The organism is uncultured Caulobacter sp., assembly GCF_947036865.1.
Taxonomy (GTDB): Bacteria; Pseudomonadota; Alphaproteobacteria; order Caulobacterales; family Caulobacteraceae; genus Caulobacter.
In genome coordinates this window covers 169816-190201 of the sequence record NZ_CAMQSF010000002.1, presented here as the reverse complement: position 1 = coordinate 190201, position 20386 = coordinate 169816, and the positions used below count along the sequence as shown (strand labels likewise).

The 20386-nt window shown below is 68.3% G+C and carries 13 protein-coding genes; 2 read left to right on the top strand and 11 right to left on the bottom strand.

Features of this window, described 5'->3' with window-relative positions:
- A complete protein-coding gene (locus Q0V34_RS02950) occupies positions 1-2862 on the bottom strand; it encodes a pitrilysin family protein (protein ID WP_297507472.1) in 2862 nt (953 codons plus the stop codon).
- A 164-nt stretch (positions 2863-3026) separates the two neighbouring features.
- Between Q0V34_RS02950 and Q0V34_RS02945 the strand changes: the two genes are divergently transcribed.
- Both Q0V34_RS02945 and Q0V34_RS02940 read left to right on the top strand, forming a co-directional pair.
- Positions 3027-3626, top strand: a complete 600-nt coding sequence (locus Q0V34_RS02945; RefSeq protein ID WP_297507470.1) for a biliverdin-producing heme oxygenase — start codon at positions 3027-3029, stop codon at positions 3624-3626.
- Complete coding sequence (locus Q0V34_RS02940) at positions 3595-6129, top strand: HWE histidine kinase domain-containing protein (protein ID WP_297507467.1); 2535 nt, start codon at positions 3595-3597, stop codon at positions 6127-6129. Before Q0V34_RS02945 ends, Q0V34_RS02940 begins: the two co-directional genes overlap by 32 nt.
- A gap of 27 nt (positions 6130-6156) precedes the next feature.
- Here Q0V34_RS02940 and Q0V34_RS02935 read toward each other — a convergent pair whose 3' ends face one another.
- The 10 genes from Q0V34_RS02935 to Q0V34_RS02890 form a co-directional block, all read right to left on the bottom strand.
- Complete coding sequence (locus Q0V34_RS02935) at positions 6157-8079, bottom strand: O-antigen ligase (protein ID WP_297507464.1); 1923 nt, start codon at positions 8077-8079, stop codon at positions 6157-6159.
- Positions 8069-10288 carry a polysaccharide biosynthesis tyrosine autokinase gene (locus tag Q0V34_RS02930; RefSeq protein WP_297507462.1) on the bottom strand — a complete coding sequence of 740 codons (2220 nt, stop codon included), beginning with the start codon at positions 10286-10288 and terminating at the stop codon, positions 8069-8071. Before Q0V34_RS02930 ends, Q0V34_RS02935 begins: the two co-directional genes overlap by 11 nt.
- 45 nt (positions 10289-10333) lie before the next feature.
- Positions 10334-11602, bottom strand: coding sequence for an outer membrane beta-barrel protein (locus Q0V34_RS02925; RefSeq protein ID WP_297507460.1), 1269 nt, complete (start codon positions 11600-11602; stop codon positions 10334-10336).
- A 74-nt stretch (positions 11603-11676) separates the two neighbouring features.
- Positions 11677-12291 carry a hypothetical protein gene (locus tag Q0V34_RS02920; RefSeq protein ID WP_297507457.1) on the bottom strand — a complete coding sequence of 205 codons (615 nt, stop codon included), beginning with the start codon at positions 12289-12291 and terminating at the stop codon, positions 11677-11679.
- 362 nt (positions 12292-12653) lie between these two features.
- The gene (locus tag Q0V34_RS02915; protein ID WP_297507454.1) at positions 12654-13721 is read right to left on the bottom strand and encodes a methyl-accepting chemotaxis protein; all 1068 of its coding nucleotides are present in this window, start codon (positions 13719-13721) and stop codon (positions 12654-12656) included.
- Positions 13722-13930: 209 nt separating this feature from the next.
- Positions 13931-16396: a DNA topoisomerase (ATP-hydrolyzing) subunit B gene (gene gyrB / locus Q0V34_RS02910; protein ID WP_297507451.1), complete on the bottom strand. Its 2466-nt coding sequence runs from the start codon at positions 16394-16396 to the stop codon at positions 13931-13933.
- Between the two features lie 13 nt (positions 16397-16409).
- On the bottom strand, positions 16410-17570 hold the full coding sequence (gene recF / locus Q0V34_RS02905; RefSeq protein WP_297507448.1) for a DNA replication/repair protein RecF: 1161 nt from the start codon (positions 17568-17570) through the stop codon (positions 16410-16412).
- 44 nt (positions 17571-17614) lie between these two features.
- The gene (locus Q0V34_RS02900; RefSeq protein WP_297507445.1) at positions 17615-17986 is read right to left on the bottom strand and encodes a VOC family protein; all 372 of its coding nucleotides are present in this window, start codon (positions 17984-17986) and stop codon (positions 17615-17617) included.
- A 71-nt stretch (positions 17987-18057) separates the two neighbouring features.
- On the bottom strand, positions 18058-18345 hold the full coding sequence (locus Q0V34_RS02895; protein ID WP_297507441.1) for a helix-turn-helix transcriptional regulator: 288 nt from the start codon (positions 18343-18345) through the stop codon (positions 18058-18060).
- A gap of 57 nt (positions 18346-18402) precedes the next feature.
- Positions 18403-20346 carry a S9 family peptidase gene (locus Q0V34_RS02890; RefSeq protein ID WP_297507439.1) on the bottom strand — a complete coding sequence of 648 codons (1944 nt, stop codon included), beginning with the start codon at positions 20344-20346 and terminating at the stop codon, positions 18403-18405.
- Between the last annotated feature and the right edge of the window lie 40 nt (positions 20347-20386).

The following is a 20386-nucleotide window of genomic DNA, read 5'->3' as shown; positions in this document are numbered from 1 at the left end:
CTACTTGGTCAAGCCCGGAGCATCGAGGTCGAGCTTGGCCGCCGGGATCACCGTGGCGTTGGGCGCGGCCTTGGCGAGATCCTCGCCCATCGCCTTGGCGTCGCCGGCGACGATGACGCTCATCTGGTTCGGATCGAGCTTGGCCTTGGCGAAGGCTTGAACCTCTTCGGGGCTCACGGCCTCGACCTTGGCGGCGTAGCTTTGGATCTCGGTCAGCGGCACGCCATAGACGGCGAGATTGCCCAGGATGCTCGCCAGTCCTTCCGAGGCGCCGAGCTCGCGGCCGAACTCGCCGACCAGCACCGACTTGCGGGCGTTCAGCTCGCCGACGGGCGTCGGCTCGGCGGCCAGGCGGCCGATCTCGGCCCGGGTCAGGGTGATGACCTCGGCCGCGGACGGGTTCTTGGTCTGCACGCGGGCCGAGAAGCCGCCGAACCGTCCCTGAGGCGTCAGGCTGGAGCCCGCGCCATAGGACAGGCCGCGCTTGATGCGGATCTCCTGGTTAAGCCGCGACGAGAAGCCCACGCCCAGGACGGTGTTGGCGACCACGCCCTGATAGTAGTTGGGGTCGGCGCGGGTGATGGCCGGCTTGGCCAGCACGACGGCGGCCTGGCCGGTGCCGGGCAGGTCGATCACCAGGTTGCGCGGCGTGTAGCCGGTCGGGGCGGCCGGCGGGGCGGGCGGCGCGCCGGCGGGCTTCTTCCAGGATCCGAACGCCTTCTCGGCGAGGGCGAAGCCCGCCTCTGGCGTCAGGTTGCCGGTCAGCACCAGCACGGCGTTGTCGGGACGCCAGTAGGCCGCGTGGGTCCGGGCCAGATCGTCGCGCTTGATCTTGGGCAACGAGCCCGGCGTGCCGCCGGCGACGTGACCATAGGCCGAGCCGGCATAGAGGACGGGCGCGGTCGCGAAGCCGGCCAGGCTGCCGGGGCGCTGGAACGACACCGACAGACTGTCGAGCGTCTCGGCGCGCACGCGGTCCAGCTCGGCCGCCGAGAAGGCCGGGTGCTGGGCGACGTCGGCCATGATGGCCATGGCCGGGGCGGCGTTGTTGGCCGTGACGCTGAGGGTCAGCGACGCGGCCTCCCAGCCGGAGCCGGCCTGGAGGTTGGCGCCGAGCGCCTCGGTCTCGCGGGCGACCTGCGTGGCCGAACGGCTGGTCGTGCCCTCGGTCAGCAGTTCGGCGGTCAGGCTGGAAGCGCCCGCCAGGCCGGACGGGTCCGAACTGGCGCCGCCCTTGACGGTCAGATCGGCGGTGATCAGCGGCAGGTCGCTGGACTTGGCGACGATGACCCGCAAACCGTTGGCCAGGGTCTTCTCGGCCGGTGTCGGCAGCGCGGCGGCGACCGGCGCGGCGATGGCGGGCGGCTTTTCACGCTCGGCTTCCGGGGCCAGGGTCGTGACCGGACCGTTGTACTGCACCGAGGCGACTTTCGGGATCGGCGGCGTCGGGTCCTTTTCACCGGCTGGACGGTCCTTTTCCGAAAGATAGGTGATCACGGTGCGGCGGTCGTCGGCCAGGTACTTGCGCGCCACCCGCTGGACGTCGGCGGCGGTCACCGCCTGCAGCTTGGCCAGGCTGGCGTTGGCGGCGGCGGCGTCGCCCTGCGTCTCCAGGGCGAAACCGATCGCGAAGCCGCGGCCATCGATCTGCTCGCGGCGACGCACGGCGTCGGCCAGCAGCCCGGCCTTGGCCTCGGCCAGCTCGGCGGGGGTGACGAGGCCATCGCGCAGGCGGGCGACCTGGGCGCGCAGGGCCGCCTCGCCCTGCGCCACGGTCTTGCCGCCGGCCATGATGGCGCCGACATAGAACAGACCCGGCTGGGCGTTGTCGGGCGCGGTCGAGAACACCGACTGGGCGATCTTCTGGTCATAGACGAGGCTGTCATACAGACGCGAGGACTTGCCGGCCGACAGGATCGCGTCGAGCACGGTCAGGGCCGGGGCGTCCTTGTCCGAGGCGGACGGCGCCAGCCAGGTGACGGCGACCGCCGGCAGCGGCACGTTCGGGCCATAGGTTGCGACGGTCCTCGGGCCCGTGCGCGCCGGCTCGACCACGGTGACCTTGGGGATGTCGCCAGCCGGCTTGGCGATCGGCGCGAAGTAGCGGTCGATCATCGCGTCCAGCTTGGCCTGATCGAAGTTGCCGACCACGATCAGGGCGGCGTTGTCCGGCCGGTAATAGGTCTGGTGGAAAGCCCGCACGTCGTCGACCGTGGCCGCGTCCAGCTCCTCGATCGAGCCGATGCCCGGGCGCTTGTACGGGTGGGTCGTGAACGACTGCTGCGGGATCGACAGGCGGAAGAAGCGGCCATAGGGGTCGGCCAGCACCCGCTGGCGCAGCTCTTCCTTCACGACGTCGCGCTCGGAGGCGAAGACCGGCTGGTCGATGACCAGGCCCTTCAGGCGGTCGCTCTCGGCCCAGAGCAGGCGTTCCAGGTGATTGGCCGGGGCGACCTCGTAATAGTTGGTGAAGTCGTCCCAGGTGGAGGCGTTGTTGAAGCCGCCCACGTCCTCGGTCAGCCGGTCCAGCGTCTCGCTGGGCATGTTGCGGGTGGCCTTGAACATCAGGTGTTCGAACAGGTGCGCGAAGCCCGAGCGGCCGTTGGGGTCGTCCTTGGAGCCGACGCCGTACCAGACTTGCACGGAGACGTTCGGGGTCGTCGTGTCGCGCGAGGTGAAGACCTTCAGGCCGTTGGGCAGCACGCGCTGCTGATAGACGATGGGCGGAACCTTGATCGCCGAGACCGCCGGCGCGGCGGCGGCCGCCTTGGGCTTGGCCTTCGGGGCCGCCGTGGCCATGGGCGACAGGGCGGTGCTGGCGAGAGCTGCCGCCATGAAGGCGAGCTTGGCGGTGCGGTTCATGCGCGAGGATCTCCTGAAACAGTCCGCGGCGACCCTAGCACCGGTGTTCGGCGAGGAAACCTTACCGAGCTGTCATCTGTGGCGGGAACCAAACGGCGAGGGCCTCGTTAGGACGGATCGTCTCGCCCCCGTGCTCGTATCGGGCCGATACGCCGGGGGAAAGCTTGTCCGACATCTCGCTTCGCGACCGCTTGCGCGGGGCCACCGCCGAGCGCCACGCCGCGCTCGACGACCTCATCGCGGCCCGCGGCGTCGCCACGCCCGATCGCTATGGCGCGTTCCTGGCCGCCTCCGCCGCCGCCCTGACGCCGCTGGAAATCGCCTTGGAACGCGCGGGCGTCCAGAACTGGCTGCCGGACTGGCCTGAGCGCACGAGGCGCGCGGCGCTCGCGCGGGATCTCATCGCGTTAGGGCTGGAGGCGCCATCCTCCCCGGGCGCCTTCGTTCCCTCGCGAAGCTTTGGCGTCGGCCTGCTCTACACCCTGGAGGGCTCTCGTCTGGGCGGTCGCGTGCTGGCGCGTCGGGTTCGCGACGCCGGTCCCGACCTGCCGGTCGCCTATCTGACCCACGGCCAGGCTGGCGAGGCATGGCGCGTGTTTCTGGCCTGGCTTGAGGCGCAAAGTGTCGGGATCAGGACAGACGCGGCTGAGGCTGGTGCGCGATATGGGTTTCGATACTTCTCGGACGCGTTCGAGAGCCGCGCCCCCGTGGGCGCCCGGTCAGGAGCCCTGAATGTCCGAGGCGGCGCCCGTGGCCGGGTTTGACGTCGATCTCAGCAATTGCGACCGCGAGCCGATCCACATCCTCGGCTCGGTGCAGCCGTTCGGCGTGTTGCTGGCCGTCAATTCCGACTGGGTCGTGGTCCACGCCTCGACGACCAGCCTGCGCTATCTCGGCCTGCGGCCGGACGAGCTGATCGGCAAGCCGCTGGCCCTCGTCATGAACGGCCACGCCCTGCATACGATCCGGGGGCGTCTGCAGGTGATGCGCGGCGCCGACGCGGTGGAGCGGATCTTCGGCCTGCCGCTGCTGGACGGCGGCGAGGATTTCGACCTCGCCCTGCATTATTCGGGGCGCCTGCTGATCATCGAGGGCGAGCCCAGCCAGGCCGAGACCCTGATCGAGGCCGCCTCGGCCGTGCGCTCGATGACGGCCCGCATCAGCGCCCGTCCGACCTTCGAGGAGTTCTGCCACGAGGCCGCTCGGCAGGTGCGGGCGCGGACCGAGTTCGACCGGGTCATGGTCTACCGCTTCGCCCACGACGGGGCCGGCGAGGTGATCGCCGAGTCGGTGCGGCCGGGGGTCGGCTCGTTCCTGGGCCAACGCTATCCGGCTTCCGACATCCCCGCCCAGGCCCGCGCCCTCTACGAGCGCAACTGGCTGCGGATCATCGCCGACGTCGACGCCGAGGTCTCGCCGATCATTCCGCAGACCAGTCCGGCCGGCGAGCCCGTCGACCTGTCGATGAGCATGTTGCGCGCCGTCTCGCCCATCCATCTGGAGTATCTGCGCAATATGGGCGTGTCGGCCTCGCTGTCGATCTCGATCCTGCGCGACGGCAAGCTGTGGGGTCTGTTCGCCTGTCACCACTACGCGCCCAAGCACATCAGCTATGAGCGCCGAACGGCCGCCGAGCTGTTCGGCCAGCTGTTCTCCCTGACCCTGGAGAGCCGCGAGCGCGAGATCGAGACCCGCCGCATGGCCGAAGCGCGCAGTCTGCACGACCGCATGATGGCCGCCGTCGTCGCCTCGCCCCAGGGCGCCGACAGCCTGAGCCCCTTTCTCGACGACCTGTGCCGTCTGGTGCCGTGCGACGGCCTGGCCCTGTGGCTGGAGGGGCGGCTGACGCTGCGCGACTCCACGCCCGACGCCAGCGACGTCCACGCCCTGCTGCGCCTGCTGCGGGAAAAGGACACCCACGCGGTGTTCGCCACCAACGAGATCAGCGCCCTGATACCGTCCGCCACCGCCTGGACCGACAAGGCCGCCGGCCTGATGGCCGTGCCGCTGTCGCGGGCGCCGCGCGACTATCTGATCTTTTTCCGCAAGGAGGAGGCCAAGACGGTGGTCTGGGCCGGTCAGCCGGCCAAGCTGGTTCAAGTCGGGCCGCTGGGCGACCGGTTGACGCCGCGCAAGAGCTTCGAGGCCTGGGAAGAGACCGTGCGTGGCCAGAGCCGCCCCTGGACCCTGGTCGAGCGCTCCCTGGCCGAGAGCCTGCGGGTCAGCCTGCTGGAGATCGTCTTCCGACTGACCGATCTCGCCGACGAGGAGCGTCAGCGCGCCAATCAGCGCCAGGAACTGCTGATCGCCGAGCTGAACCACCGGGTGCGCAACATCCTGGGCCTGATCCGGGGCCTGATCAGCCAGAGCAAGGTCGGCGCGCCCAGCGTCGAGGCCTTCGCCGAGGTGGTCGGCGGCCGCGTCCAGGCCCTGGCGCGCGCCCACGACCAGATCACCCGGCAGCAGTGGGGTCCGGGCGCGCTCAGCGACCTGATCGTCGCCGAGGCCGAGGCCTATCTGTCTGGCCAGACCCCGCGCGTACGCCTGTCCGGCGAGCCCATCGCCCTCGCGCCCGAGGCGTTCTCGATCCTGTCCCTGGTCATCCATGAGCTGATGACCAACTCGGCCAAGTACGGCGCGCTCAGCGACGCGCGCGGCCATGTCGCCGTCGGCTGGGCGCGCGACGCGCGCGGCGACCTGATCCTGGATTGGCGAGAGCATGATGGCCCGCCGGTGAAGCCGCCAACCCGACGGGGCTTCGGCTCGACGATCATCGAACACTCGATCCCGCATGATCTGGATGGCGCCGTCGAGCTCGATTACCGGCCCGAGGGCTTCCAGGCTAGAATCCGCATCCCCGGACGCTATGTCAGCACCGACGGCGTCGCCGCCGCGCTGACCCAGGTCCGACGCTCGGACGCGCCCGTCCGCGCCCCTGAGCGGATGCTGGTGCTCGAGGACAACATGATCATCGCCCTCGACCTGGAGGACATGCTGACCCGTCTGGGCGTCAAGGAGGTCCTCGTGGCCTCCGCCGTGGCCCAGGCGCTCGACGCCCTGGCCGAGGCGCTGCCGCCGTTCGCGATCCTGGACGTCAATCTGGGCGCCGAGACCAGTTTCCCCGTGGCCGAGGCGCTGCAAGACGCCGGCGTTCCGTTCGCCTTCGGCACGGGGTTCGGCGATAGCGCGGCGTTCCCCGATCGCTTCCGTGATGTTCCCGTCCTGCAGAAGCCCTACAGCGCCGAAAGCGTGGCGGCGCTGTTCTGACGGTCGGGCGAGGAGCGCCGGGCGCGCCTACTGCGCCGCGCCTCGGCGGGCGCGCTCCGCGACGATCAGAAAGGCCAGCGCGATCCTCCCCGACGGATTGCGCAGACTGTTGGCGATCGCCGCCAGACGCGTCTCGCCGTCGGGACGGCCAAACTCCACCCGCGCCTGATAGAGAATCTGACGACGGGCGTCGGGGCTCAGCTCCGGCCAGTGTTCGTAGGCAAGCCGCGTCCGGCTGGCGAACAGGCTGGTCTGCAGAGGCGCGACGGCGAGCGAGTGCTCGAGCGCCAGATTGGCCGCCCTGACGTCGCCCTGCCGGTAGTCGACCGCGGCCTGACGCAGCCAAGCCGAGCCGGAGCCGGGGCGCAGCGCGAGCTCGCGTCGACTGAGGGCCTGCGCGGCGGCCAGCGTTTTGGGATCGGAATCGTCGCGGGCGAGGCGAGCCTCGATCGCGGAAGCCAGCACATCGGCCGACGCCGTGGGCATGGCCGAGAGATCGCCGCCGAACCGGGCGGCGGCCAAGGGCAGGGCCGTCGAGGCGGCGATCACCAGCACGACCCCCGCGAAGGCCGGCGTTCCCCAGCCCAGGACGTCCTTGCGCGCGCGGCGCGGCGGCGCGGTCGAGGTCACCGCCCCCAGGCCGACGGCGAACAGCGCCTGCATGGCCGGCGCCTGGACCGCGAAGTCGGAGAGGCCGTGCACCAGCACCAGGACGCCGGCGGCGATCACCGCGCGCGCCAGGGCCCCTGACTGACCCGGCTTGATCGCGTCCGCGCCCGCGCGCCACGCCGCCGCCAGCAGCCAGGCCAGCATCGCCAGACTTCCGACGACGCCCGCCTCCTCCAGCCATTGGAGGTACAGGTTGTGGGTGGCGCGGATGTTGAACAGCACCGGAAGGGTTTCGGTGGTCGTGATCAGCTGATTGACGATGGGGAACGATCCCAAGCCGAAGCCGAACCAGGGCGAGGCCTTGAAGGCCAGCCAGTGCGCGTCGAAGATCACCTTGCGGATCGCCGCGTCGCCGCCGAGGTTCGCCAGGCGCGCGGCGGTCAGATCGGCGCTGCGCATGGCGATGCCGACCGCGACCAGCAGTATGGCCGCGCCGCCGAGAATGGCGACGGCTCGAACTTTCCGGCCCTGCGCCAGGACCTGCCAGGTCAGCAGGATCGCCAGGCCGATCACCGTGGCGAAAATCCCCGCGCGCGAGGCCGTCATGGCCAGGGTCACGGCGAACACCGCGGCGAGGCCCACGCTCAGGCTGGCGTCGAGGCCCAGCTTGTCCAGCGTCAGCGCGCCGCCGGCGCGCTGAAGGCCCTGGGAGAAGAACATCACCGCGAAGACCAGGCAGACGCCCATCAGGGTCGCCGCGGTGTTCGGGCTCAGCAGGGTCGCGGTCAGGCGTCCGTCCGCGCGCAGGCTGACATAGTCGATGATCGCCAGGGCGGCATAGGCGCCGAGCGCGAGCAGCAGCCACCAGAACAGCGCGCGACGCCGCGTCTCCGAGGCGCCGATGATCTGTCCGGCCAGCACCAGGCAACCCAAGCCGGCCAGGCGGATGATGTTGAGCGCCACCGACGAGCGATCCACCGTCAGGGCCCCGCCGTGGTCGCCGAGATAGCGCCAGACCGGGTGGGCTCCGCCGGGGCCGAACGGCGTCAGCGCCCACGCCGTCGCGATGAGCAAGGCGACCGACAAGAGGCCTGGCCAGAGCGCGCCGAGTGCGCTCGGCGACCTTCGGGCCCAGGCGCAGGTCGTCACCAGGACGAGCAGGAAGGCGGCGTGAAGCGCGTTGAAGACCGCCGCCGTGGCGACGTCGCTGGCGCCGAACGCGACCACCTCGGCGAGCAACAAAGCAATGAGGGCGCCGATCGCGACGCCCTCGGAGGTTTGCAGCTTTCGGGCCTTGGCCGCCGAGGACGACGCCGCGCCCGCCCGGCCCCTAGTCCGCATAGTACTTTCGGTAGTTGGCGTAGTAATAATAGGAGTCGCCGTAGCCGTAGCGGGACTGGGCCTTGAGGTCCATTTGCGTGAGGGCCACGCCGGCGATGAACGCGCGCGTGCCTTGCAACAGGGCCAGAGCCGACTGCACGGCCTTCACCGGCGTCTTCTTCCAGCGCACCAGCATCACCACGGCGTCGGCGTGCGGCGCTAGGATGCGGGTGTCGGCGATGGCCAGCAGCGGCGCGGTGTCCAGCAGCACGATCTCGTAGCGGTTCCGCAGATCCTGCAACAGACGGTGCATCGCCGCCGAGCCCAGGACGTCGCGAGGCGTATAGGCGGACTTGGCGAGCGGCAGGATCTGCGCGCCGCTTTCGTCGTCGATCAGCGCCTGGTCCAGCGTGGCGACGCCGTTCAGCACTTCCAGCAGACCCACGGGCGGCGTGTCCTTCAGGAACTGGCTGATGGCGCTCTGGCGCAGGTCGCAGTCGACGACCACCACCTTGGCGCCCGAGGTCGCCAGCGTGCGGGCCAGGGAGAAGGTGGTCGTGGTCTTGCCTTCGCCCGGCAGGGACGAGGTCACCGCGATGACCTTGACCGTCTCGCCGACCTTGGAGAACAGGATCGAGGCGCGCAGCTTGCGCAGGCTTTCGGCGAAGCTGGAGAGCGGCTTGGCCAGCAGGTAGTCCGGCGGCGTCATGCCCTTCAGAGTCTTGGCGTCGTCCACCGTGGTGCCCAGCGTGGGCACCGCGCCCAGATAGGGCAGGCCCAGGCGACGCTCGACCTCTTCCTCGGTGAACAGGCCGGCCATCAGGATTTCGGCCAGCACCACCGCCGCCGCGCCGGCGCCCAGCGCCAGCACCAGGCCAAGGGCCAGGTTCAACGACGGCTTGGGATAGCTCGGGCCGGTCGGGATCTTGGCCGGCGACACCACGCGGGCGTCGGCCTGCTCGATGCCTTCCGAGGTCGTGGTCTGCTTGAAGCGAGACAGGAGGCTTTCGTACAGCGTCTTGACCGACTGGGACTTCCGCTCCAGCTCGGCCAGGCCGATGCTGGCGCGGTTATTGCCGGCCAGGGTTCCCTTGGAACGCGACACGCTCGAGGCCACCGAACCGGTGCGCTGACGCGCGACCTGGGCCTGGGCTTCCAGATTGGAGATGATGCGGCGGATTTCGGCCTGGATCTGCGTATCGATGTCGGCCAGCTCGCGCTTGGCCTTCAGAAGATCCGGGTGACGTTCGCCGTAGCGACCGCTGAGATCGGCGACCTGGGCGCTCTTCTCGGCGCGCTGCTTGCGCAGCTGCTGCACCACCGGCGAATTCAGCGACTCGCCGACGTCCTCGCCGGTGCTGCCCTTGGCCAGTTGCTGACGCGCGATGTTCAGGCGCGCCTCGGTCTCGGCCTGCGAGGCCTGGCTCAGGGCCAGCTGCTGGTTCAGGCCCGAGATCTCTTGCTCGGTCAGGGTCGCGCCCTCGGCGCTGAGCAGGTTGTGCTCGATCTTGTACTGCTGGACCGCGGCGTCGGCCTGCTGGACCTGCTCGCGCAGTTCGGCGACCCGGGTGTCCAGCCATTCATTGGCCTTCTGGGTCGCGTCGAACTTCGCCTCCAGCTGTTCGGTCAGGTAGAGATTGGCGAAGGCGTTGGCCAGTTCGGCCGCGCGCTTCGGATTGACGTGGGTGTACTCGATCGAGATCAGATAGGTCAGGCCGGCGCGACGCACCTTCAGGCCGCCCAGCAGATTGTCGACGATGCGCTCACGTCGACGCTGCAGTTCGGCGGGGTCCTGGGTCGCGGTGGGCGAAGCGGCTTTCTTCAGCGTGAACAGCCACGCCGTCGGTCCCTTCCCGCCCGCGAGATAGGGGTTGAAATACGGATCCTGTTCGAGCTTCAGCTCCTTGACCACGCGGCCGGCGAGCGAGCGCGACTTGAGCACCTCGACCTCGGTGTCGACGACGGACGAGTCCGCCGGCAGACCCGAGAGCACCGCGCTCATGTCGGTGACCTGTTCCTTCCGCACGTCGAGCATCACCTGCGCGACCGCGGTGTAACGCGGCGTCTGCTGCAGGGTGAACAACACCACCGCCGCGAACACCACGACCGCCACCGCCGCGAACAGGCGGAAGCGTCGCCTGAAGGTCGCGATCGCGACGTTCAGATCAAAAGACAACGCTCCGGTGTCATTCACCGGAGCGTTCGAAGTTTCAAAACCGGAGCCGTCCATAACCACTCTCAGTAATCGGCAAACCTTGCCGTTTCGTGGACGTTCTTAGAACTGCAGCGCCACGGAGGCGATCAGCTTGTTGTCCTTGAACGACGCGCCGCGATCGACGGGCGCGCCCGACGAGGCCTGCTTCAGATAGTTGTAGGTCAGGAACAGACCCACGCGGCGGTTCAGCAGGTAGCTGGCGGTCGCCGAGAAATTGTCGCGCTTGTCGGTGCGATCAATGCCCTTGTAGGCGTCGTTGCCGTGGCTGTAGGCGGCCGAGAGCAGAACGTTCCGCAGCAGCTCGTGGTCGATCGAGGCCCCGATGTTGGTCGAGATGAAGCCTTGCGAACGCGGCGCCGTCGATTCCTCGATGGTCCGCGAGCCGTTGATGCCCACCGTCGTAAGCTGGGTCGGGAACCACTCCACCCGGCCGGACGCGTTGAAGCCGCTGATGCTCTTGAACTGAGCGTAATCGTACGACTGCTTCATGTAGCCGACCTGGATGTCGCCGCGCACCAGTTCGGACACGTCGAAATCGGCGCCCGCGCCCACGACATAGCCGTCGGAGCTCCGGTCCTGACCCACGACCTTGGTGTCGTAGCTCTTCTTGTTGCCCGTGGCCGCGACATAGATCGCGGTGTCGGGGCTCACGGCGTATTCGGCGCGACCGCCATAGACGAACTCGTTGCGGTCCCGGAAGTCCTGGTCGATGACGCCGCCGCTCTTATTGCGGACGTCCTTGTAATTGTAGTCGCGATCTTCCAGGCGCCCCAAGACACGAAGGCGATTGAACTCCTTCGTCAGGACGATCGACCCGGAGTTCAGATTGTATTTCACCGGCGTCGTGGCGGACTGGGGAGCGCTCGGGTTCGTGCGCGGTTCGACCAGCGACTGGGTTTGGACCTGGCCGGTGATGTTGGAGCCGCGCTCGATATCGATGCGGCCGTTCGCCGAAGCGGTGAATTCCTCGGCGTTTTCGGTGCTGTTGTCGCCGTAGCGGATGATGTTGCCGCCCGCGAAGAAGCCGAGCGCGTTGCGCGACCAGTCCGAACGCACGGCCAGCTCCGGCTTCACGCGCCAGATCTCATCGCTGACCTTCACGGCCGAGGCGTAGATGTTGTCGTTATGCTCAAGATCGACCGTCACGCGCGGATACAGCGTGAAGCCGCCGGCCTTTTGGCCCGCCGCTTCGTAATCCGGGCGGGGACGCTGGCGAACGGAAACGTTCTTGTCGCGCTTGAAATTGGAACCAAGGTCCTGCGCCTGCGCGAATTGCGGCGCGGACAACGCGATACAGGCCGCTATGGCCGAGCACGTCAGAAGTCGCATGTTATAATCCCCACCAGTAGGCGACAGCCGGCGCATGTCGTGACGCGCTGGTCCGCCGCGAGAAGTCCTTTAGCCTAGCCGCCGCAATAGGCGGCGGTCACGCCCGCGCACGGATCGTACGGAGCCGGCGTGGTCGTCGTGGTCGAGCTGGAAGAGCTCGTGGTCGTCGTCGTGTTGGTGCTGGTGTTCGCCGCCGAATAGAGGCTGACCAGAACGCTCGGCGCGCCGCCGTCGCTCGTGACCGAAGAGGTCGTGACGTTGGTCGTGATGCCCTGCGCCTGCAGTTGGGCGGAGACCGCCGAGGACTGAGCCACGCTCTGAGCGAGCGAGCCCGAAACGCCCTGCGCCACCGAGACGGCCATCACGGCGCTGAGTTGGCCGTTGCTGACGGCGCTCACCAGAGCGCTCTGGATTTCCGCGGTCGTGTAGGAGCCGCTCGCCAGCACGGCGGCGACGGCGGCCTTGATGGCGGCCGTCTTTTGAGCCGGGGTCTTGCTCGCGAAGCTCGGATCGGCCTGGGCGGCCGCGGCGGCCGACGCGATCTGGTCCGCGAGCGAGACGGTGGGTTGGGCTTGATTAGAACCCTGAGCCGGCGACGTTTGCGCCCAGGCGGCGCTTTCGGCCACCGAAAGGCCGGCGACGACCATCGACGCGATCGCCACCGCGATCACCTGACGCTTAGAAGCCATGACTGCTCCCTCCAATTGAACGACGTCCCTTTAGGACAACGTAAACGAATGCTCTAGCCCAGATTACGACTTTTCGCCGATTTCTCGGCGACACCGTTTCCCGAAGATCACACCGGGGCGCGATTTTCCCGAGAAAGAGTACGCCAACGCCCACATAGACTAGGATTGTGACGCGTTTGCCCCGCCAAGGCAGTTACACAGAGATTTAATTGGCGTTTTGGTTGAGGCTAAAAAACCATGTACGACGCCGTCTGGCAATGTTGCGACACGAGATTCCGTGGTTAATGCTGAGAATCTGGTCGTTTTCGCCTCGGGCGCGAACAAATAGTTCGATCCTGTGGCGTGATGTTTTTCCAATAAGGCTAGGCCGCGACTCCGGTTTCGGTCGAGGTGTGTCGCCTTTGCACCAGACACCCGTACCAGCCCAGTCCGGCATAGGTCTCGTAGCCGGGGGTGAGAGCATAGCCCACGGTCTTGTCGCCGTCGGCGTAACTGCCCATCGGTCCAGCGGAAATATCGAGCGGGAAAATTTCGCTCAGGACGCCCTTGCCGTCCGAAGCCGCCAATACTCGGCCCTTTTGATCAAGTAACAGGACGCGTGAGCGCTCTCGCTCCTCGGCGGTCAGCCGCACGCCCTCGACCACGGCCTGAGCCTGCGGGCGCCAGTCGAAATGCACGCCCAGGACGCCCAGGACCTTGCCCTGGGCCTGGCCGCCCTCGCGGATGGCGGTGGCGTAGGTGGCGACGGGCGCATCGCCCAAGGCGCGGCTCAGTTCGATGTCGCAGGCCACGAAATCATCGCCGCTGGCGGTGCACAGGCCTTCCTGAAACCAGCGCGCCTCGGCGACCGACCGGCCGGCGACGCCGGGATAGCGGCCGGGTCGACCGTTGGCGACCACCCGGCCGGCGGTGTCGCAGATCCAGAGGTCCAGATAGACCGTGTAGGCGTCGAGGATCACCCCGAGCCGCTCGCTGGCATGACGGACCGCCCCGGGATCGCCGTCGGCCAGGCACGCCACGACCGCCGAGTCCGTGGCCCACCACCGGACGTCGCAGGTTCGTTCATAGAGATTTCGGTCGACGATCTCGATGGCGTTCAGGGCCAGGTCCGCCAGCCGCTGACCGCGCATATGCCCCAGGATGGCCCCGCCGATCGCCGACAGCTCATCGAGATCGGCCCGCACCTGGCTCTCCAACGCCGCGGCGACGGCGTCGATCTCGGTGGAGATCTTCTTGAACTCCTCGGCCACGATGGCGAAGCCCTTGCCCGCCTCCCCGGCGCGAGCGGCCACGATCAAGGCGTTGATGGCGAGCATCTTGGCCGCGCGGTTGACCCTGGCGATCTCGCCGATCTTGGCGCCCGCCACGGCGGACAGCCGCTCCGAGAGGTCCAGGATCCGTTCCGGACGAAGACTGACGTCCTGTTCCATGCCTTACGCGCCCCACAGCGAACTCTCGGGCGAATCGGCCCGACCTTGGCACGATGACGCTCCCGTCATCTTCGGGCGACGCGCATGGACGCGCCCACCAAGCCGGAATGGACGTTTCAGAAAAAGAAAACGCCGGGTCGCCCCTCGTTTGGGCGCCCGGCGCTTACCGAACAAACAGGTCTGGCTATGCTAAGCTGTAAGGCTCAGCGTTAGACGTCGACCTCGGCGTCCAACGCGTTCTCCTGGATGAACTCGCGGCGCGGCTCCACCAGATCGCCCATCAGGCGGCTGAACATGTCGTCGGCGTCGTCGGCGTGATTCACCCGCACCTGCAGCAGGGTGCGGGCCTCGGCGTCCAGCGTGGTCTCCCAGAGTTGGTCGGGGTTCATCTCGCCCAGCCCCTTGTAGCGCTGGATGGTCAGGCCCTTGCGGCCGGCGTCCAGCACCGCGTTGACCAGGTCGAGCGGTCCGCGGACCGTCGTCGACTTGTCCTTGCGGCGGAACACCGCGCGGCCGGCGAAGATCTCCGCCAGCTTGACCGCCCGTTCGGCCAGGCGGCGGGCGTCGGCCGCGTGCAGCAGGATGTCGTCCAGCACCACGCGCTCGGAAACGCCCCGGCGCACGCGACTGAAGACGAAGCCGGTCTCGCCGCGCTCGCCGCTCCAGGGCCCGTCGCCCTCCTCGGCGTAGAGATCCAGACGCGTGGCAGCCGCGGCGGCGTCCGGCGTCTCGCCCAGCAGGCCCGCGAGCGCCGCCTGTTCGATGGCCGAGGCCGGGGCCCGCGCGGCCAGACGGTCGATATTGGCCTTGGCCGAACGGCACATCTGCACCAGGGCCAACAGGTCCTGGCCGGTCATGCGCTCGCCCGACGACAGGTCCAGCTCCGCCCCGTCGACGCCTTCGTCGACCAGGAAGGCGTCCATCTCGGCGTCGTCCTTCAGATAGCGCGAGGACTTGCCCTTGCTGGCTTTATAAAGAGGCGGCTGGGCGATGTAGATGTAGCCGCGCTCGATCAGTTCCGGCATCTGCCGGTAGAAGAAGGTCAGCAGCAGCGTGCGGATGTGGGCGCCGTCGACGTCGGCGTCGGTCATCAGCACGATCTTGTGGTAGCGCACCTTGTCCGGGTTGAAGTCGTCGCGCCCGATGCCGGCCCCCAGGGCGGTGATCAAGGTGCCGATCTGGTCCGACGACAGCATCTTGTCGAAGCGGGCGCGCTCGACGTTCAGGATCTTGCCGCGCAGGGGCAGGACGGCCTGGTTGTCGCGATTACGCGCCTGCTTGGCCGAACCGCCGGCCGAGTCGCCCTCGACGATGAAGATCTCGGACTTGGCCGGGTCGCGCTCGGAACAGTCGGCCAGCTTGCCGGGCAGCGAGGTGATGTCGAGGGCGCTCTTGCGACGAGTCAGCTCCCGCGCCTTGCGGGCGGCTTCCCGGGCCGCGGCTGCCTCGGCGATCTTGCTGACGATGGCCTTGGCCTCGTTGGGATGCTCCTCGAACCAGGTCGACAGGCCTTCCGACACCAGATTCTCGACCGCCGGCCGCACTTCCGACGAGACCAGCTTGTCCTTGGTCTGCGAGCTGAACTTCGGATCGGGCACCTTGACCGACAGCACGCAGGTCAGGCCTTCGCGGGCATCCTCACCCCCAAGGCTAACCTTTTCCTTCTTCAGAATGCCGGAGCTTTCCGCGTAGTTGGTGATGATCCGGGTCAGGGCCGCGCGGAAGGCCGACAGGTGCGTGCCGCCATCCCGCTGCGGGATGTTGTTGGTGAAGCACAGCATCTGCTCGTGGTAGCTGTCGTTCCACCACATGGCGAGGTCGACCTCGACCTTGTCCTTGACGCCCTTGACCGCGATCGGCGCCTTCAGAAGCGGCGTCTTGACCTTGTCGAGGTGACGGACGAACGCCTCGATGCCGCCCTCGAAGAACAGCTTCTCTTCCCAGGGCTCGGCGCCGCGATGGTCCTTGAACCAGATTGTCACGCCCGAGTTCAGGAACGCCAGCTCCCGCAGCCGGTGCTCCAGCGTCTTCCGATCGAACTCGATGAACGCGAAGGTGTCCTTCGACGGGAAGAACGTCACTTCCGTGCCGGTCAGCACCTCGCCGGCCTTGGGCCCGTCCTCGCGGATCGGCGAGTCGCCGGTCACCGCCAGCGAGGTCACCGCGTCGCCGCGCTCGAAGCGCATCTGGTGGACCTTGCCATTGCGGTGGATCAGCAGCTCCAGCCAGTCCGACAGCGCGTTGACCACCGAGACGCCGACCCCGTGCAGGCCGCCCGAGACCTTGTAGCTGTTCTGGTCGAACTTACCGCCCGCGTGCAGCTGGGTCATGATGACCTCGGCCGCCGAGACGCCCTCGCCTTCGTGGATGTCGGTCGGGATGCCGCGCCCGTCGTCGGTGACCGTCACCGAGCCGTCGGCGTTGAGGATCACCTGCACCTTGGTGGCGTGGCCGGCCAGGGCCTCGTCGATGGCGTTGTCGACCACCTCGTAGACCATGTGGTGCAGGCCCGAACCGTCGTCGGTGTCGCCGATATACATGCCCGGGCGCTTGCGGACCGCGTCGAGCCCCTTCAGCACCTTGATCGAGTCGGCCCCGTACTGAGCGGCGGCTTCCTCGGTCGTCATCTCCGGGGTCGGCGGTTCGGAACCTTGGTCTTCGGTGTTCTCGGTCATTCGTCTTCCAGAGCTAGGCGCTCACTGGAGTCAGGCCGGCGTCGCTGACGCGAACGCCCAAAGCCCGACCCTTGAGATGGTCGAACAGCGACTCGTCCGTGCCGGTGAGGAAGGCCTGGAGCTTGAGCGCCGTGAGTTCGTCGGCCAGCGCCGCTCGCCTGGTCAGGTCGAGATGCGCGGCGACTTCGTCGAGCAATATTACAGGATTCGGCGCGGCTTCCGCACGCGAAAGTCGCGCGGCCTGGGCCAGAACGAGGTTCAAAATCAGGGCTTTCTGCTCTCCGGTCGAGCACTCCGCCGCCGGACGGTCCTTCTCGACATGAAAGATGGCCAGATCGCCCCGGTGAGGACCCGTCAGGGCCCGGCCGGCGGCGCCGTCCCGGGGCCGCGCGGCGGCGAGGGCGGCGGCCAGCCTGGCCTCGATCTCGGCGAACGCGACGCCCTCGAGGGCCATCTTCTCCCAATCGCCGGTCAGCGTCAGCCTGGCCTGCGGGAAGGGCCGGTCGCCGCGCCCGTCGATCTCGGCCTGAAGCGCCCGCAGCGTCCGCGCGCGGGCCTCGGCCAGCAGGGCGCCGGCCTCGGCGAGACGCGCCTCCAGCGCGTTCAGCCAGGTCGCGTCGGGCGACGCGCCGCGCTCGAAGGCCTCGGTCAGCAGCTTCATCCGCTCGCGCTGGGCCTTGTCATAGGCGTTGGCGTTGGCGGCGTGGGCGGGCTCGCCCGCGAAGACCAGGCGATCGAAGAAGCGGCGACGCTCGGAGGCGGCCTCCAGGAACAGGCGGTCCTGGGCGGGGGTCAGCCAGATCGGCCGGACATGATCGGCCAGGCGGCCGGGCGGGACGGTCTCGCCCTCGATGCGCACGATCCGCCGAGCCGCGCCGCCCTGCTCGACGCCCGTGCCGATCCGGATCGGCGCCTCGTCGTCCGCCTCCGCCTCGGCCGCCACCGCCCACGGGCGGCCCACGGCTTCGCCCGGCAGGCGGCGTCCCACCTCGGTCAGGCTGGCGCCGCGCAGGCCCTTGCCGGGCGTCAGCAGGCTGATGGCCTCGAGAAGATTGGTCTTCCCCGCCCCGTTGGCCCCGAACAGATAGACGCTGCGCCCGCCGGTCTCCAGGCGCGCGCGCTCGTACGAGCGGAAGTCCGTCAGGGTCAGGGAAAGCAGTGCGGCCGACGCCATCCGGCGTTCTTAAGCGGTGTCGTCGGCCGACGCCACACGCGGCTTCAGCCCAGCTTGTAGCCGCAGAGCTTGTTGCCATCCAGGTCGCGGAAATAGGCGAAATAGGCGCGCGGCATCCGCTCGCCCGGCGGGCCCTCGCATTGAGCGCCCAGTTCCAGGGCCTTGGCGTGGAAGGCGTCGACCGCCTCGACCGTGTCGAAGGCGAAGCCGCCCATCATCCCGTTGCCGATACAGGCCGGGTTGCCGTCGTGCGGCCCCAGCACCCCGAACATGCAGCCATCGCCGCGATAGAGCCGTCCGCCCGACGGATGCTCGAACAGCGGCCTAAAGCCGATCGAGCCCAGCAGGGCGTCATAGAACCCCTTGGCCTTCTCCAGATCGTTCGAGCCCACCGTCAGATAGTTCAGCTTGGCCACGAGTCGCCTCCCGTTTTGATAGGAAACGGACCCTGGCACGGCCTCGCCGCCGCGGCAACGTCACCCTGACGTCAGGCCTCCCAGAGCGCCCGGTGGGCGTAAACCCAAGCGCCCACGTCGGCGAAGCGCTCGGTGACGATGGCGCAGGTGCGCACGCGCCCCGCCTTGGCCGTGGTGATCCAGCCGGCGCGCTCCAGAATCTTCAGGTGTTTCATGAACGAGGTCAGAGCCATGTCGAACGGCGCGGCCAACTCGCCCACGCTCGCCGGACCCTGGCCCAGGCGGCTAAGGATCGCGCGCCGGGTCGGGTCGGTCAGCGCCAGGAAGACGTCGTCGAGCGATGTGGAAAGCTTAGCCATCAGGCTCAGTGCATGACCGAGGTCGGCGCCGAGCGCAATGGCCAAGCTTCGGAAGCCCTATTTGGATGGGGAAATTCCCATCACCTTTTGCAGGAACTGCACCTCGACCTCGCGGCGACGGTCGACATTGATCTTCTTGCGGAAGCCGTGCCCCTCGTCCTTGAACTGCACGTACCAGGTCTCGACGCCCTGACCGCGCAGCTTGGCGACCACCTGGTCGGACTCGGACTTCGGCACGCGCGGATCGTTCCAGCCCTGCATGACCAGCATCGGCTTGGTGATCTTGTTGACGCTGTTCATCGGCGAGATCGTCTCGAAGGCCTTCAGCATCTTCGGGTCGCGCTCGTCGCCGTATTCGGCCCGGCGCAGGTCGCGGCGATAGGCTTCGGTGTTCTGGAGGAACGACACGAAGTTCGAGATGCCGAACATCTCGATGCCGCCGGCCATGCGGTCCGAATAGTGGGTCATCACGGCCAGCGACATGTAGCCGCCGTACGAGCCGCCATAGACCACCACCCGGCTGGGATCCAGGTCGGGCTGGGTCTTGATCCAGTCCAGCAGGGCGCCGATGTCCTTGACCGAGTCCTCGCGCTTTTCGGCGTTGTCGAGATTGAGATAGGTCTTGCCGTAGCCGGTCGACCCGCGGACGTTGGTCAGGATCACCGCGGCGCCGAGCTCGGCCACCGCGTGCTGGCTGAAGGTGTCGAAGGTCGGCCGCGACTGGCCCTCGGGACCGCCGTGGATATTGATGATCACCGGCGCCTTTTGGCCGGCGGCCAGTTTCGGCTTGTAGATGAAGGCCGGGATCGAACGCTTGTCGAAGGACGGGAACCGCACGAGCGTCGGCGTCGCCAGCGCCGTGGGGTCGAGGCCGCCCAGCTCCGAGGTGGTCCACCGCTCCAGCTTGCCGTCGTTGACGCCCCAGCTCCAGGCGTCGCTGGCCGCCGTCGGCGAGGCCAGGCTGAAGCCGAGCTTGCTCCCGTCCGGCGAGAAGGCCAGGCCCGAGACGACGCCGGCCGGCAGGGCCGGCTGGGGCAAGGCGCGGCGGGCGCGGACGTCCTGCACGACGACCTTGGAGTAGCCGTCCTCGTTGACGACATAGGCCAAGGTCCCGCCATCGTCCGACAGCGCGAAGTCCTCGACGTCCCACGGACGCTCGCCCGACAGGACGGTCTTGGCGCCCGTGGCGAGATCGAACTGGACCAGGCGGACGAAATCCGAGCCCTCGTCCGACAGCATCAGAACGCTCTTGCCGTCGGGCGTGAAGGTCCCGCCGCTGTAGGCGATCTTGGTCGTCTTGCCCTTGGCCGGGGGATTGAGCTCGGTCAGCTTGCCGCTGGCCACGTCCAGCAGCCAGACCTTGCTCTCGTTGACCGAGAAGTAGCGGGCGAGAAGGACCGTCTTGCCGTCCGGAGACACCGCCACCGGCGAGACCTGACCCTGACCCTTGTGGATCACCTTCGTCGCGCCGGAGGGATCGCGCATCAGCACGTCGTAGTCGGCAGAACCCTTGACCGCGCGCGCCCAGACCAGGACCGACCCGTCCCGCGACCAGGCCGGCGACTGATTGCGCGTGCCGGTCTCGGTCAGCTGAGCGGTCTTGCCGTCGGCGTCGCGCAGGAAGAGCTGGAACCACTCGTCGCCGCCGGTGTCCTTGGAGAACAGGATGCGGCCGCCCGGCAGCGCGCGGGCGCTGGCGACGGGCTCGTCATAGAAGGTGATCTGGCTGCGATCGGCGCCCGGCGCGGCCACGACGTGCAGCTGGTTGGTGTTGCCAAAGCGCGTCGTGATGATCATGCCGCCGGGGGCCCAGTCGTCGAAGCTCGCCGAGCGGGCGTTCTGATAGCGGGCCAGACCCTCGCGGATCGCCGGTGACGCGACCGGCACGTTCTCCAGGATCTGATTGCCGATCTCGCGGCGCTCGACCGTTTGGGCGGACGCGGGCGCGGCGACGGCGCCGAGGACCAGAATGGCGGCCGAGGCGGCCAGCAGCGTCTTCATGACGAACCCCCGAAAGCAAAACGGGCGCCCTCAAGCGCCC

What these genes read in the sequence shown, in the direction of transcription:
- Q0V34_RS02950 (WP_297507472.1), bottom strand. Translation starts at nt 2,862, where the DNA reads ATGAACCGCACCGCCAAGCTCGCCTTCATGGCGGCAGCTCTCGCCAGC.
- Q0V34_RS02940 (WP_297507467.1), top strand. Translation starts at nt 3,595, where the DNA reads ATGTCCGAGGCGGCGCCCGTGGCCGGGTTTGACGTCGATCTCAGCAAT.
- Q0V34_RS02935 (WP_297507464.1), bottom strand. Translation starts at nt 8,079, where the DNA reads ATGCGGACTAGGGGCCGGGCGGGCGCGGCGTCGTCCTCGGCGGCCAAG.
- Q0V34_RS02930 (WP_297507462.1), bottom strand. Translation starts at nt 10,288, where the DNA reads ATGGACGGCTCCGGTTTTGAAACTTCGAACGCTCCGGTGAATGACACC.
- Q0V34_RS02925 (WP_297507460.1), bottom strand. Translation starts at nt 11,602, where the DNA reads ATGCGACTTCTGACGTGCTCGGCCATAGCGGCCTGTATCGCGTTGTCC.
- Q0V34_RS02920 (WP_297507457.1), bottom strand. Translation starts at nt 12,291, where the DNA reads ATGGCTTCTAAGCGTCAGGTGATCGCGGTGGCGATCGCGTCGATGGTC.
- Q0V34_RS02915 (WP_297507454.1), bottom strand. Translation starts at nt 13,721, where the DNA reads ATGGAACAGGACGTCAGTCTTCGTCCGGAACGGATCCTGGACCTCTCG.
- gyrB (WP_297507451.1), bottom strand. Translation starts at nt 16,396, where the DNA reads ATGACCGAGAACACCGAAGACCAAGGTTCCGAACCGCCGACCCCGGAG.
- recF (WP_297507448.1), bottom strand. Translation starts at nt 17,570, where the DNA reads ATGGCGTCGGCCGCACTGCTTTCCCTGACCCTGACGGACTTCCGCTCG.
- Q0V34_RS02895 (WP_297507441.1), bottom strand. Translation starts at nt 18,345, where the DNA reads ATGGCTAAGCTTTCCACATCGCTCGACGACGTCTTCCTGGCGCTGACC.
- Q0V34_RS02890 (WP_297507439.1), bottom strand. Translation starts at nt 20,346, where the DNA reads ATGAAGACGCTGCTGGCCGCCTCGGCCGCCATTCTGGTCCTCGGCGCC.